Annotated in this window: 11 protein-coding genes; 2 read left to right on the plus strand and 9 right to left on the minus strand. The window is 73.9% G+C overall.

The genetic code is table 11. From position 1 onward, the window contains the following. Window positions 1–64: 64 nt before the first annotated feature. Complete coding sequence (locus OTB16_RS30035) at window positions 65–2,212, plus strand: S9 family peptidase (RefSeq protein ID WP_267724221.1); 2,148 nt, start codon at window positions 65–67, stop codon at window positions 2,210–2,212. 84 nt (window positions 2,213–2,296) lie between these two features. Here the strand turns inward: OTB16_RS30035 and OTB16_RS30040 are convergent, their stop codons facing one another. From OTB16_RS30040 to OTB16_RS30060, 5 genes are read right to left on the minus strand one after another with little or no spacing between them, the layout of a single operon-like run. Then, window positions 2,297–3,352 carry an ABC transporter ATP-binding protein gene (locus tag OTB16_RS30040; RefSeq protein WP_267724223.1) on the minus strand — a complete coding sequence of 352 codons (1,056 nt, stop codon included), beginning with the start codon at window positions 3,350–3,352 and terminating at the stop codon, window positions 2,297–2,299. Beyond that, entirely contained in the window at window positions 3,349–4,359 is a 1,011-nt protein-coding gene (locus OTB16_RS30045) for an ABC transporter ATP-binding protein (RefSeq protein WP_267724225.1), read from the minus strand. Before OTB16_RS30045 ends, OTB16_RS30040 begins: the two co-directional genes overlap by 4 nt. Then, the gene (locus OTB16_RS30050) at window positions 4,359–5,345 is read right to left on the minus strand and encodes an ABC transporter permease (protein ID WP_267724227.1); all 987 of its coding nucleotides are present in this window, start codon (window positions 5,343–5,345) and stop codon (window positions 4,359–4,361) included. Before OTB16_RS30050 ends, OTB16_RS30045 begins: the two co-directional genes overlap by 1 nt. Beyond that, window positions 5,342–6,292, minus strand: a complete 951-nt coding sequence (locus OTB16_RS30055; protein WP_267724229.1) for an ABC transporter permease — start codon at window positions 6,290–6,292, stop codon at window positions 5,342–5,344. Before OTB16_RS30055 ends, OTB16_RS30050 begins: the two co-directional genes overlap by 4 nt. Before the next feature lie 28 nt (window positions 6,293–6,320). Beyond that, window positions 6,321–8,066, minus strand: a complete 1,746-nt coding sequence (locus OTB16_RS30060) for an ABC transporter substrate-binding protein (RefSeq protein WP_267724231.1) — start codon at window positions 8,064–8,066, stop codon at window positions 6,321–6,323. Between the two features lie 308 nt (window positions 8,067–8,374). On the opposite strand from OTB16_RS30060, the gene OTB16_RS30065 reads away from it, so the two are divergent. Then, a complete protein-coding gene (locus tag OTB16_RS30065) occupies window positions 8,375–9,298 on the plus strand; it encodes an NADP-dependent oxidoreductase (RefSeq protein WP_267724233.1) in 924 nt (307 codons plus the stop codon). A gap of 20 nt (window positions 9,299–9,318) precedes the next feature. On the opposite strand, the gene OTB16_RS30070 is transcribed toward OTB16_RS30065, so the two are convergent. The 4 genes from OTB16_RS30070 to OTB16_RS30085 are packed head-to-tail and all read right to left on the minus strand — an operon-like array spanning window position 9,319 to window position 13,088. Continuing rightward, a complete protein-coding gene (locus tag OTB16_RS30070; protein WP_267724235.1) occupies window positions 9,319–10,029 on the minus strand; it encodes a GntR family transcriptional regulator in 711 nt (236 codons plus the stop codon). 40 nt (window positions 10,030–10,069) lie between these two features. After that, window positions 10,070–11,065, minus strand: a complete 996-nt coding sequence (locus OTB16_RS30075; protein ID WP_267724236.1) for an ornithine cyclodeaminase family protein — start codon at window positions 11,063–11,065, stop codon at window positions 10,070–10,072. After that, window positions 11,062–12,096 (minus strand): proline racemase family protein, encoded by a 1,035-nt coding sequence (locus OTB16_RS30080; RefSeq protein ID WP_267724357.1) that lies wholly within the window; start codon window positions 12,094–12,096, stop codon window positions 11,062–11,064. The genes OTB16_RS30075 and OTB16_RS30080 overlap by 4 nt, the downstream gene beginning before the upstream one ends. Next, entirely contained in the window at window positions 12,084–13,088 is a 1,005-nt protein-coding gene (locus tag OTB16_RS30085) for a proline racemase family protein (RefSeq protein WP_267724238.1), read from the minus strand. Before OTB16_RS30085 ends, OTB16_RS30080 begins: the two co-directional genes overlap by 13 nt. Window positions 13,089–13,102: the final 14 nt, after the last annotated feature.

The following is a 13,102-nucleotide window of genomic DNA, read 5'->3' on the forward strand; positions in this document are numbered from 1 at the left end:
CACCTCATGGGTCACCACTCGAACAGCCTAGTAGCAGTGATATTTCACATGTCACACTTCTGCAATGGACGACTTCCTCAGGCTCTCCGCCGACACCTCCCGCTTCACCTACGGCGCCCCGCGCGCGTTCGCCTTCGGGGACGACGGCGGGCTGCTCTGGTTCCTCCGCTCCACCGGTCCCACCGACGCCTTCGACAGCCTCTGGGTGCTCGATACGGCCACCGGAGCCGAGACCCGGCTCGCCGACCCCCGCGCGCTGTGCCCAGGTTCCGGCACGCTGTCCGGACCCGTGCCCGATGCCGGTACCGGACCCGTGCCCGGCGTCCTCCCCGTCGCCGAGCGCCGGCTGCGCGAGCGGATCCGGCTCGTCGCCGCCGGGATCGGCTCGTACGCGCTCTCCGGCGACGGGCGCAGCGCCGTCTTCGCCCTCCACGGGCGGCTCTACCGGGTCGCCGCCGGTGCGGCCGGCCCGCCCGAGGAGGTCCCGGTCGCGGGCCCCGCCTTCGACCCCCGCCCCGACGCGGACGGCTCCCGCACCGCGTACGTCACCGGGGACGCCCTCCACCTCGCCCCGGGCGGACGGATCAGCCCCGCCGACGGGGCCCGCTGGGGCGTGGCCGAGTTCGCCGCCGCCGAGGAGCTCGGCCGCTCCCGCGGACACTGGTGGTCCCCCGACGGGCTGGCCCTGCTCGCCGCCCGCGTCGACGAATCCGCCCTCCCCCGGCGCTACTTCACCGACCCCGCCCACCCCGAACTCCCGGCCGAGGACTTCGCGTACCCGGAGGCCGGCGGACCCAACGCGGACGTCCAGCTGTGGGTGCTCGGCCCCTCGGGCGCCCGGGTCCGGATCGACTGGGACGCCGAGGAGTACCCGTACGTCTCCGACGCCGGCTGGGCCACCGGTGGCGCGGTCATCCGTGACACAGCCGCCGCCGACGCAGCCGCCGGCGAGATCCTGCTGACCGTGCAGGACCGCCTCCAGCGCACCGTCCTGCTGCTCTCCGCCGACCCGGCCACCGGCCGCACCCGGGAGCTGTCGCGCACCGAACACCCGCGGTGGGTGGACCCGATGGTGCCCGGCACCCCGGCGCGGCTGCCCGACGGGCGGATGCTGACCGCCGCCGACACCCCGGGCGGGACCGCGCGCGCCCTCGCCCTCGACGGCGTCCCGCTCACCGGGGACGGGATCCAGGTCCGGCGCGCGGCCGGCGTCCACGCGGGTCGGCTGCTGGTCGAGGCCGGCCTGCGCGACCCCTCCGAGCAGCAGGTGCTGCTGCTGGACCCGGAGACCGGCGGGGTGACCCCGCTCGCCGACGGGTCCGGGGTCAACAGCGTGCTCGCCGCGGGCGGGACGCTGCTGCTGACCCGGGCCGCCGCCGACGGGATCCGGCGGACCGTACGCACCCCCGACGGGCGGGAGTTCACCCCCGTCGACCTGTCGCAGCCGCTGCCGTACCGGGTGGCGCCGGTGCTGGAGCGGGTCACCGAGCACGGGGTCCCCACCGCCCTGGTACTGCCCCGCGGCCACGTGCCCGGGCGGCGGCTGCCGGTGCTGGTCGACGCGTACGGCGGCCCCGGCTACCAGGACGTCAGCGCCGAGCCGCGCCGCTGGCAGGCCAAGCAGTGGTGGGCCGACCAGGGCTTCGCGGTGGTGACCGTCGACAACCGCGGCACCCCGTACGTCTCGCCCGCCTTCACGCACGCCGTGTACCGCGGCTTCTCCGAGGTCACCCTGGAGGACCAGGTCGCGGCGCTCCACGCGCTCGGCGCCCGGCACCCGGACCTCGACCTCGGCCGGGTCGGGGTGCGCGGCTGGTCCTACGGCGGCTACCTGTCCGCCCTGGCGGTCCTGCGCCGCCCGGACGTCTTCCACGCGGCGTCGGCCGGGGCCGCGCCGACGGACTTCCGGCACTACGACACCGCGTACACCGAGCGGTACCTCGGCCTGCCGCAGGAGGACCCCGGGGTCTACGAGCGGGACTCGCTGATCCCCGACGCCCCGAAACTGACCCGGCCGCTGCTGCTCACCACGGGCCTCGCCGACGACAACGTGCACCCCTCCCACACGCTGCGCCTGTCCCGGGCCCTGACCGACGCGGGCCGCCCGCACCGTCTGCTGGCGCTGCCGGGGGTCACGCACATGACACCGGGCGGGACGCGGGAGAAGGTGATGGCGCTGGAGCTGGAGTTCTTCCGCGAGGTGCTGGGCTGAGCTCGCGGCGCCACCGGGCAGGGGTATGGCGGGACCCCGGAGACGCCATCGGCTCCGGGGCCCCGCCTCTTCCCGTGATCCCCGTCAGTCACCCGGGAAGTGACAGGCCACCTCGCGGGAGGCGGCGGGCCGCAACACCGGCCGTTCGGTGCGGCAGATGTCCCGCGCCTTGAAGCAGCGCGGGTGGAAGGCGCAGCCCGGGGGTGGGGCGGCCGGGCGATTGGGGCCTCCCCTGCTCGAACGAAGTTGAGAGCTTGGGGAAGGCTCGCCGAGCAGCACGATCCGCTCCCGCCGCCGTTCCGCCGCCGGGTCGGGCAGCGGGACGGCGGACAGCAGTGCCCGCGTGTACGGGTGCTGCGGGGTCTCGTAGAGGGACGCGCGGTCCCCGATCTCGACGATCCGGCCCAGGTACATGACGGCGACGCGGTCGCTGACCCGCTTGACCACCGACAGGTCGTGCGCGATGAACACGTACGCGAGCCCGAGCTCGGCGCGCAGCCGCTCCATCAGGTTCACGATCTGGGCCTGTACGGACACGTCGAGGGCGGAGACCGGCTCGTCGGCGACGATCAGCCGCGGGCTGGTGGACAGCGAGCGGGCGATGCCGATGCGCTGGGCCTGGCCGCCGGAGAACTCGTGCGGGTAGCGGTCGATGTGTTCGGGGATCAGCCCGACGAGGTCCATCAGCTCGGCGGCCCGGCGGCGGGCGTCCCCGGCGCTCCAGCCCCGCACCAGCAGCGGGTCGGAGATGATCCGGGCCACCGTCTGGCGGGGGTTGAGGGAGGAGTGGGGGTCCTGGAAGACCATCTGGATGTTCCGGCGCAGCGGCCGCAGCGCCCGCTGGGAGAGCCGGCTGATGTCGCGGCCTTCGAAGGCGACGGTGCCGGAGGTGGGCTCCAGCAGCCGTACGAGCATCCGGCCGGTGGTGGACTTCCCGCAGCCCGACTCCCCGACCAGGCCGAGGGTGCGGCCGGGCATCAGGTCGAAGGAGACCCCGTCGACGGCGCGCACGGGCGCCCCCCGGCGCCCGGTCACGGACCGTTTCCCGGGGAAGGTCATGGTGAGGTCCCGTACGGACAGCAGCGGTTCGGCGCCGGTGCTCCCGGGAGTCCCGGCGGCGGTGGTGGTCGTGGCGGTCATCGGGTGGCCTCCTCGGCGGTCCGGGCCCCGGCGAAGTGGCAGGCCGCGGTCCGCGGTGGCCCGTTCCCGTACGGTTCGAGCTCCGGGCGTACGTCGGCGCAGCGCGCGGCGGCGCGGCCGCAGCGCGGGGCGAAGGCGCAGCCGGGGGCCGGGGCGAGCAGGGACGGCGGCGAGCCGGGGATGAAGGGCAGGGGGCCGTCGTCGGCGTCGTCGAGCCGGGGCAGCGAGTCGAGCAGGCCGCGGGTGTAGGGGTGCGCGGGGTCGGCGAACAGCTCGTCGACGGGCGCCTGTTCGGCGGCGCGGCCGCCGTACATGACGAGGACCTCATGGGCCACGCGGGCGACGACGCCCAGGTCGTGCGTGATCATCACGACGCCGAGGCCGCGTTCCTGCTGGAGCCGGGCGATCAGCTCCAGGATCTGGGCCTGCACGGTGACGTCGAGGGCGGTGGTCGGCTCGTCGGCGATCAGCAGGTCGGGCTCGCAGGCCAGGGCCATGGCGATCATCGCGCGCTGGCGCATGCCGCCGGAGAACTGGTGCGGGTACTCCCCCGCCCGGCGGGCGGGTTCCGGGATGCCGACCTCGCCGAGCATGTCGACGGCGCGGGCGCGGGCGGCGGCCCGCCGGGCCTTGAAGTGCACCCGGTAGTGTTCCGCGATCTGCTCGCCGACCGTGTAGTAGGGGTGCAGGCTGGACAGCGGGTCCTGGAAGATCATCGCGATGCGGCGGCCCCGTACGGCGGACAGCTGCCGCTCGGAGAGGCCGGTCAGCTCCCGTCCGGCGAGGGCGACGGAGCCGCTGATCTCGGCGCCGCCCCGGTGCAGGCCCATGAGGGCGAGCGAGGTGACGGACTTGCCCGAGCCGGACTCGCCGACGATCCCGAGGGTGCGTCCGGCGTCAACGGTGAAGCCGAGGGAGTCGACGGCCCGTACGGGGCCGCGCGGGGTGGTGAACGTGACGCACAGGTCGCGCACGTGGAGCAGGGGGGTGTTCGCGGCGGCGGCCATCAGTACCTCACCCTCGGGTCGATGACGGCGTACAGGAGGTCGACCGCGAGGTTCGCGACGACGATGAAGAACGCGGCGAGCAGGGTGACCCCGAGGACGACCGGCTGGTCGGAGCTGACCAGCGCGCCGTAGAACAGCCGCCCGACGCCGGGGAGTCCGAAGATGGACTCGGTGATGACGGCTCCGGCGAGGAGCCCGCCGAGATCCATGCCGAAGATGGTGAGGATGGGGGTCATCCCGGAGCGCAGCCCGTGTTTGACGACGACGGTGCGCTCGGGCATGCCCTTGGCGCGGGCGGTGCGGATGTACGGCTCGGCCATGGCCTCGATCATCGAACCGCGGCTCTGGCGGGCGTACATGGCGGCGTACAGCAGGGCGAGCGCCGTCCAGGGCAGCAGCAGGTTGGCGGCCCAGGACAGGGGGCCGTCGGTGAACGCCCGGTAGGTGGGGTAGGGCAGCAGTCCGGCGACGCGGATGACGCCGTGGATGAGCAGGACGGACGTGAAGTAGACGGGCAGTGAGGCAGCGGCGACCGCGCCGACCATGAGGGCCTTGTCGGTGGCGGTGTCCTTGCGCAGGGCGGCGGTGACCCCGGCGCCGAGGCCGAGGACGAGCCACAGGACGGCGGCGCCGGCGGCGAGCGACGCGGAGACGGGGAGCCGGTCCATCAGCAGGTCCCAGACGGGCAGGGAGTTCTCGTAGGAGTAGCCCAGGCAGGGGAAGCCGCAGTGCACGGCGTACGGGCCGGTGCCGAGGGTGCGCCCGGTGAAGATGCCGGTCAGGAAGTCGGCGAACTGGCGCCACAGCGGCTGGTCGAGGCCGAGGTAGGCCCGTACGTCGGCCAGCCGCTCGGCGCTGCAGGTCTTGCCGCAGGCGGCGGCGGCCGGGTCGGCGGGCAGGACGTGGAAGATCAGGAAGGTGACGGCGGCGATGGCGAGGAGCACGCCGGCGAGGGCGAGGAGCCGGCGGGCGAGGTAGAGGATCACGTGCGGCCGCCCCTCGGGTCGAGGATGTCGCGCAGGGCGTCGCCGAGCAGGGTGAAGGCGAGCACCGCGAGGAAGAGGAAGACGCTGGGGATGACGAAGTACATGGGGTCGGTCTCGTAGAAGGCGACGGACTCGGCGATCATCTGGCCCCAGGAGGGGGTGGGCGGGCGGACTCCCACGCCGAGGTAGCTGAGCGCCGCCTCGGTGCTGATCATGCCGGGGATGAGCAGGGTGGTGTAGGCGATGACCGGGCCCGAGACGCCCGGCAGGATGTCGCGGGTCAGGATGCGCCAGGATCCGGCGCCGCCGACGCGGGCGGCGTCGACGTACTCGCGGTGTTTGAGGGACAGGGTCTGGCCGCGGACGACGCGGGCGACGCCGGGCCAGCCGAAGACGCCGATGACCGCGGTCATCAGCACGATCCGGTTGACGTCCTTGGCCACGGACAGCATCGCGATCATGAAGATCAGCGAGGGGAACGACATGGTCAGGTCCATGAGCCGGGACAGGACCGCGTCGGTCCGGCCGGCGAAGTAGCCGGCGGCGATCCCGGCGGCGGTGCCGGTGACCACCACGATGGCGGTGGCGGCGAAGGCGATCAGCAGGGAGACCTGCGCGCCGTGGACCACGCGGGCGAACAGGTCGCGGCCGGTGACGGGTTCGACGCCGAGCCAGTGCTCGGCGCTGATCCCGCCGAAGGAGCCCAGCGGCTGGCCTCCGAGGTAGGGGTCGATGGCGGTCTTGTCGAACTCCTCGGGGGACCAGCCGCCGAGCGCGCCCAGCCAGGGGGCGGTGGCGGCCATGAGGACGAAGAGGAGGACGACGCAGAGGCTGACGCGGACGGCGGGGCGGCGGCGGAGTTCCCGCCGGGCGAGCTGCCAGGGGCTGCTGCCCGGCGGGACCTCCTTCGCCTCCGGTGCGCCGGCGGCGGGTGCGGTGGTGGTCATCGCGGGGTGCGGGGGTGTTCGTCCGGCCTCAGCCCTGGCTCTTCGACGGGTCCTTGAGGCCGACCGCGGCGTAGTCGATGGTGCCGGTCCACACGGGGTGGCCGAAGGCGCCCGCGATGTTGGAGCCGACGAGCAGCGGCTTGCGCTCCAGGATGAGCGGGACGGACGGGGACTTCTTCATCAGCTCCGCGTCGAGGTCGATCCAGGCCTGGTTGGCCTGCTTGGCGTCGGCCATGGCATTGATCTCGTCGATCCGCTTCATGGTCGCGTCGTCGCGGAACTGGCTGTAGTTGCCCTGGTTGCCCTTGTCCTTGATGGTGCGTCCGTCGAAGACGAAGGGGATCCAGGTGGAGCCGGAGGGGTAGTCGGGGCACCAGCCGGCGAGGGTCATGTCGGGCGTGGTGGAGAGGTCGCCGATGACGTCGTAGTAGGCGCCCGGGTCGACGGTGTCGACGACGACCTCGATGCCGGCGCGGGACAGGCCCTGCTGGAGGGCCTCCGCCTTGCCCTTGTCGCCGGTGGAGACGGACAGGGAGACCTTCAGCTTCTCCTTTCCGGCGGCCTTGAGGAGTTCCTTCGCCCTGGCCGGGTCACCCGCCGGGGCGATCTTCAAAGTGTCGGCCTGCCGGCCGCCGGAGAGCGCCGGGGGCAGGTAGGCGGTGGCGACCTCGTTGAGGGCCGGGCCGCCGCCCGCGGTGACCACGGCCTCCTTGTCCACGGCGTACTGCACGGCCTCGCGGACCTTGGGGTCGTCGAAGGGGGCCCGGGAGTTGTTCAGGTGGAGCAGCTCGGTACAGCCCTGCGACTCGGCGAGCAGCCGTGCCTTGACGTCCGCCTTGGGGAGGACCTTGGGGGCGCTCTCGGGGCGCATGTCGGCGTACTGGACGGCGGAGGCGTCGGCGCCCTCGCCGGCGATGACGCGGTCGTCGATCTGGCCGCCCTTGAGGCCCATGACGACCACGAACCGGTCCGGGTAGGCCTTGCGGACGGTGTCGGTGGCGGCGTCCCAGTGCTCGTTGCGGACCAGGACCAGCTTCTTGTCGCGGTCGTACGACTCGATCTTGTACGGGCCGGAGGAGAACGGGCGGGCGTCGTACTGGGTGCCCTTCTCCTGGGACTGGGGGACGGGGGCGAAGGTCGGGAGGGTGGCCGTCGCGGAGAACTCGGCTACGGGACGCTTGAGTTCGAAGATGATCGTCCGGTCGTCGGGGGTCTTCACGGAGTCCAGGTGCCGGCCCTGGAGAGGACCCTTGTAGCCCTCGGTACCGGCCAGGTACTGGGCGGCGTAGTCGGGGCCGCCGGTGAGGTCGGGGGCGAAGGAGCGCTCGACGTTGTACTTGACGTCCTGGGCCCTGACCGGCGAGCCGTCCTCGTACTTCACGCCCTCCTTGAGGGTGAAGGTCCAGGTGCGGCCGCCGTTGGAGGGGGTGCCGAGGTCGGTGGCGAGGTCGGGGACCAGCTCGCTCCCGGCCTTGCCGGGCTCGGCCTTGAAGGTGACGAGCGTGCGGTAGAGCAGGCGGGTGCCGAAGTCCATGGTCGGCATGACCCAGTTGCGGGCGGGGTCTAGGTGGGCGAAGTCCTGGTTGGACAGCACGGTGAGCGTGCCGCCCTTGACCGGGGCGCCGCCGAGCACCTTCCCGTCGTTCGCGGCGGCGGGGTTGGCGGCTCCCGCGCCGGCGGCCCCCTTCTTGGCGGTGTCGGAGCAGCCCGACGCGCCGAGTGCGAGTGCGGCCACCAGGGCGGTGGCGAGGGCGGGTTGGGTGCGCTTGGTCATGGGTCACTCCAGTGAAGGGCCGCGCTCTACGATGTGACCGGTAACATAGTAATGTGAAATTGCACTGACAAGGGGTGGGAGCCGACGTTATCCAGCCGTGTCCGAGCGCGGACTGACGGAGCGTCGGGCCCGGCGTTGGGGCCCCGCCGTCGGGCCCCAGGGGCCGGAGGCGGATCCGGGGCAGCGGCGAGCGCCGTTCAGGGGCATCCGTGCGCGCGGCGCGCGGTGGCGCGGCCGCCGGGGAGGGCCCGTCCCGCACCCTGTATCCCGCACCGGCCCCCGACCGCCGCCTCCCCAGGAGTTCCCCGATGCCGAAGGCCATCCGTTTCAGCGAGTACGGCGACGCCGACGTCCTGCGCCTGGAGGAGGTGCCGCTGCCCGAGCCCGGGGAGGGACAGGTCCGCGTCAAGGTGACGGCCGCCGGGGTCAACGGCCTCGACTGGAAGGTCCGCCGTGGCTGCCTCAGCGGGGGCGAGCCCCCGGCCGCGCCGATGGGCACCGGCCTGGAGCTGTCCGGCGTCGTCGACGCGGTGGGTCCCGGCGTGCACCAGTGGCGCCCCGGCCAGGCGGTCTTCGGCGGCTCGGCCGACCGCGCCGCCGCCGCGGAGTACGACCTCGCCGCCGCCGGAGACCTCGTCGCCAAGCCCGACTGGCTCGGTTTCGAGGAGGCCGCGGCCCTGCCCGTGGCGACCGAGACGGCCTACCGCACCCTGCGCCTGCTCGACGTCCGCGAGGGCCAGACCCTGCTGATCCACGCCGCGGCGGGCGGTGTCGGCCTGCTCGCCGGGCAGATCGCCCGGGCCCGGGGCGCCGCCGTGATCGGCACGGCGGCCACCCGGAACCACGCCTTCCTCCGCGAGGTCGGCATCAGCCCGGTCCTGTACGGCGACGGCCTCTTCGACCGGGTGCGCGCCATGGCCCCGCAGGGCGTCGACGCCGTCCTGGACTGCTCGGGCCGCGGCGAACTGGCCGGTTCGGTCGCGCTGACCGGCGGCCCGGACCGGGTCGTCACCATCGCCGACCCCGTCGGCGCGGCCGAGCACGGGGTCCGCTTCACCGGCGAGGCCGGCTCGCTCGCGGAGGCGGTCACCGAGGTGCTGCCGCTGGTCGAGGCGGGCCGGGTCCGCATCCCCATCGACTCGGTCTTCCCCCTGGAGGGGGCGGCCGACGCGCAGCGCCACAGCGAGAACGGCCATCTCCAGGGCAAGGTACTGATCAGGCCCGGCGCCTGACGGCCCCTCCGGGAGACGGTCTAGAGGCCGGAGCCGAGGCGGCCCGGAAGGCGGCCGACCGGTTCGTCGCGGCCCTGGGCCCAGAGCGAGCGGACGTGGCCGAGGTGGCGGACCATGCAGGCCTCGGCCGCTTCCGCGTCGCCGGTGAGCATCAGGTCGAGCAGCTCGATGTGCTCCTCCGCCGAGGACACCAGCTTGCCGGCCTCGTCGAGGCCCGTGAGCCCGTACAGGCGGGAGCGCTTGCGCAGGTCGCCCACGGTCTCGACCAGCCGGTCGTTGCCCGCGAGGCCGAGCAGGGTGAGGTGGAAGCGGCGGTCCGCCTCCAGGTAGCCGATGAGGTTGTGCTCGCGCGCGCTGGTGACGATCTCCTCGGCGATGGGCCGCAGCGCCTCCAGCTGCTCGGCGGTGGCGATCTTCGTGATCCGGCCGATGGTCGGCACCTCGATCATCGTGCGCAGTTCGGTGTACTGGTCGAGGTCGCGCTCGCTGACCTCGGTGATGCGGAAGCCCTTGTTGCGGACCGGCTCGACCAGGCCCTCGCGGGCCAGGTCGAGCATGGCCTCGCGCACCGGGGTGGCCGAGACGCCGAGTTCGGCTGCGAGTCCGGGGGCGGAGTAGACGCTCCCGGGGCGCAGTTCGCCCGCTATCAGGGCTGCTCGGAGGGCGTGGCCGACCTGGTCGCGGAGCCGTTCCTGGGCCTTGATGAGACTGTGCTGCTTCAGGTCACCCATTGCATTTCCTCCGGACATCGCAGAGGAACAGCGTACAATGTCACGTTGCGCTGTTCGCCCCGGCCGCCTGGAACAAGGCGACCGCCACGGCAAGATCCTCCCAGGCCATGCCGACACTCTTGAAGAGCTGTGGACAACCCGGCGCCCGCCCTCCCGGTGCCTGCCCACCCGGTGCCCGCCCGCCCGGCAGCCGCCCGGCGACCAGGTCGGCGAGGGTGCCGGTGATGTGGCCGGGCCCGATGGCGCCCTCCGCCTCCGGGATCAGCAGGTCCCCCGCCTCCCGCAGGGCCGCCGCCCGCGATTCCACGTACACGGCCGACCTCCGCACGAGGGCCGTGTCCGTCTCCCGGGCCGTCGGCTCGTGCGAGCCGACGGCGACGACGGTGGCGCCCGGACTCACCAGGGTTCCGTCGAAGAGGGGTGCGCGGGACGAGGTGCAGCACACGACCAGATCGGCGCCGGCCACGTCACCGGGCCCGCCCGCGCGGGCGGGTGTGCCGAGGGACCGGGCGTACGCCGCGAGCTTGCGCGCGCCCGCCGGATCGCGGGCCACGACCACCGCCCCGGCCAGCTCCCGTACGGCGAGCAGCGCATCCAGGTGCCCGAACGCCTGCGGCCCCGAGCCGAAGAGCACCAGCCGCAGCGGACGCCCGGCCGGCGCGAGGTGGCGTACGGCGAGGGCCGAGACCGCCGGGGTGCGCAGCGCGGTGAGGGCCGCGCCGTCGAACAGGGCCAGCGGCCGCAGGGTGGGGCCGTCCAGCAGCAGGTAGGAGCCGGTGATCCGGGGCAGCCCGCGGGCCGCGTTCCCTGGCGCGACCCCGGCGATCTTCACCCCGGCGTACGCCGCGGACGCGGCGGGCATCAGCAGCAGTTCCCCGCCGGGCACGGCCACCGAGGTGCGCTGCGGGCAGCCCTCCGGGTCGGGCCCCTCCTGGAGGGCTGCAGCCAGGGCGTCGACCGCCGCGGCCGGGGTGATCAGCCGGGCCGTCTCCTCCGCGCCGAACTGCGGGAGGCCCGCCCCGCCGGGCCCGTTCACAGCGCGAAGCCGGTGCCGAGGGGGTCGTACGGGTCCACCAGGAAGGTGTGCTCCCCGGTCCGGTAGGCGGTCCCGGTGACCTCGGTGACCGCGCCCGGCAGCATCCGGCCGGTGAACACGGTGCCGGTGACGGACTCGTGGAGCAGGTCCTCCCCCGGGCCGAGCCGCCCGTCCTGCGCGAGCAGCGCGAGCCGCGCCGAGGTGCCGGAGCCGCAGGGCGAGCGGTCGACCTGGCCGTCGGCGAAGACGGTGGCGTTGCGCTGGTGCGGCCCGAAGGGGGTGTCGGGCAGCTCCTCGTGGAGGATCACCCCGTACACGCCGGAGAGCAGTGCTCCGCCCGGGTGCCATGTGGCGGGGTGGCCGGCCAGCGCGGCCCGGATCTCCCGGCCGGCGCGGACCAGGGCGGGCAGTGCCTCGCGCGAGACGTCCAGGCCGAGGTCCCGGGCGGCGACGGAGGCGTAACAGGCTCCCGCGTACGCGATGTCCACCTCGGCGACGCCGGCCGAGGTGGCGACGGGGACCTTGCGGGCGCCGACCCGCGCCGGGACGTTGCGGAAGGTGACCCCGGTGGTGCGGCCGCCGCCCCGGTGCACGACGGCGGTGACCCGGCCGGACGGCACGTCGATGCGCACCTGGGCGTCGCCGTCGTCGGGGGCGGCGACCCGGCCGGTGTCCACGGCCCAGGCGCCGAGCGCCATGGCGCCGTGGCCGCAGGCGGTGGAGTAGCCGTCCTTGTGCCAGAACAGGACGCCGAAGTGGGCGCCGTCGTCGTCGGGCGGCACGACGAACCCGCCGTACATCCCGGCGTGCCCGCGCGGTTCCCGTACGAGCAGGCGCCGTACGTCGTCCAGCGGACCCCGGCGCGGAGCGGTTCCGGATCCCCCCGGGCCGATGGCGGTGGCGCAGCGCTCGGCGACGGTGTCGCCGGGTACGGCCGCGACCGGGTCACGGGTGAGGTCGACGATCCGGAAGGGCTCGCCGGCGGCGTGGTAGTCGGTGGTCCGCACCGGGGGGACGGTCACAGGAGGAATCCTCCGGGGAAGGGGTCGGCCGGGTCGAGGAAGTACTGCGCGGTGCCGGTGATCCAGGCGCGCCCGGTGACGGTGGGGACGACGGCCGGCAGTCCGCCGACGGTGGTCTCCCCGATCAGCCGGCCGGTGAACTCGGTTCCGATGAACGACTCGTTGGCGAAGTCGGTGTCCAGCGGCAGGAGTCCACGGGCGTGCAGCTGCGCCATGCGGGCGCTGGTCCCCGTACCGCAGGGAGAGCGGTCGAACCAGCCGGGGTGGATGGCCATGGCGTGGCGGGAGCGGCGGGCGTCGGATCCGGGGGCGGCGAGGTAGACGTGCTTGAGGCCGGCGATGGCGGGGTCCTCGGGGTGGACGGGCCGGTCGTCGCAGGCGTTGACCGCGTCCATGACGGCGAGTCCGGCGGCGAGGAGGTCGTCCTTGCGGGCGCGGTCGAACGGCAGGCCCAGGTCGTCCAGTTCGACGAAGGCGTAGAAGTTGCCGCCGTAGGCGAGGTCGTAGGTGACGGTGCCGTACCCGGGGACGTCGGCCTTCAGGCCAAGGCCGACGCTGAAGGAGGGGACGTTGGTGAGGGTGACGGCGGTCGCCGCCCCGTCCTCGACGCGGACGTCGACGCTGACCAGCCCGGCCGGGGTGTCGAGCCGTACGGTGGTGACCGGCTCGACGACGGGCACCATGCCGGTCTCGACGAGGACGGTGGCGACCCCGATGGTGCCGTGCCCGCACATGGGGAGCAGGCCCGACACCTCGATGTAGAGGACGCCGAAGTCGGCGTCCGGCCGGGTGGGGGGCTGCAGGACGGCGCCGCTCATCGCGGAGTGGCCGCGCGGCTCGTACATCAGCAGGGTGCGGATGCGGTCCGAGTGCTCGATGAAGTGGAGCCGCTTCTCGGCCATGGTGGCGCCGGGGATCACCCCGACTCCCCCGGTGATCACCCGGGTCGGCATGCCCTCGGTGTGCGAGTCAACCGCGTGGTAGATGTGGCGCGTGCGCATGGGATCCCCCCGGA

The sequence above is a fragment of the Streptomyces antarcticus genome, from assembly GCF_026627255.1.
Classification (GTDB): Bacteria; Actinomycetota; Actinomycetes; order Streptomycetales; family Streptomycetaceae; genus Streptomyces; species Streptomyces antarcticus.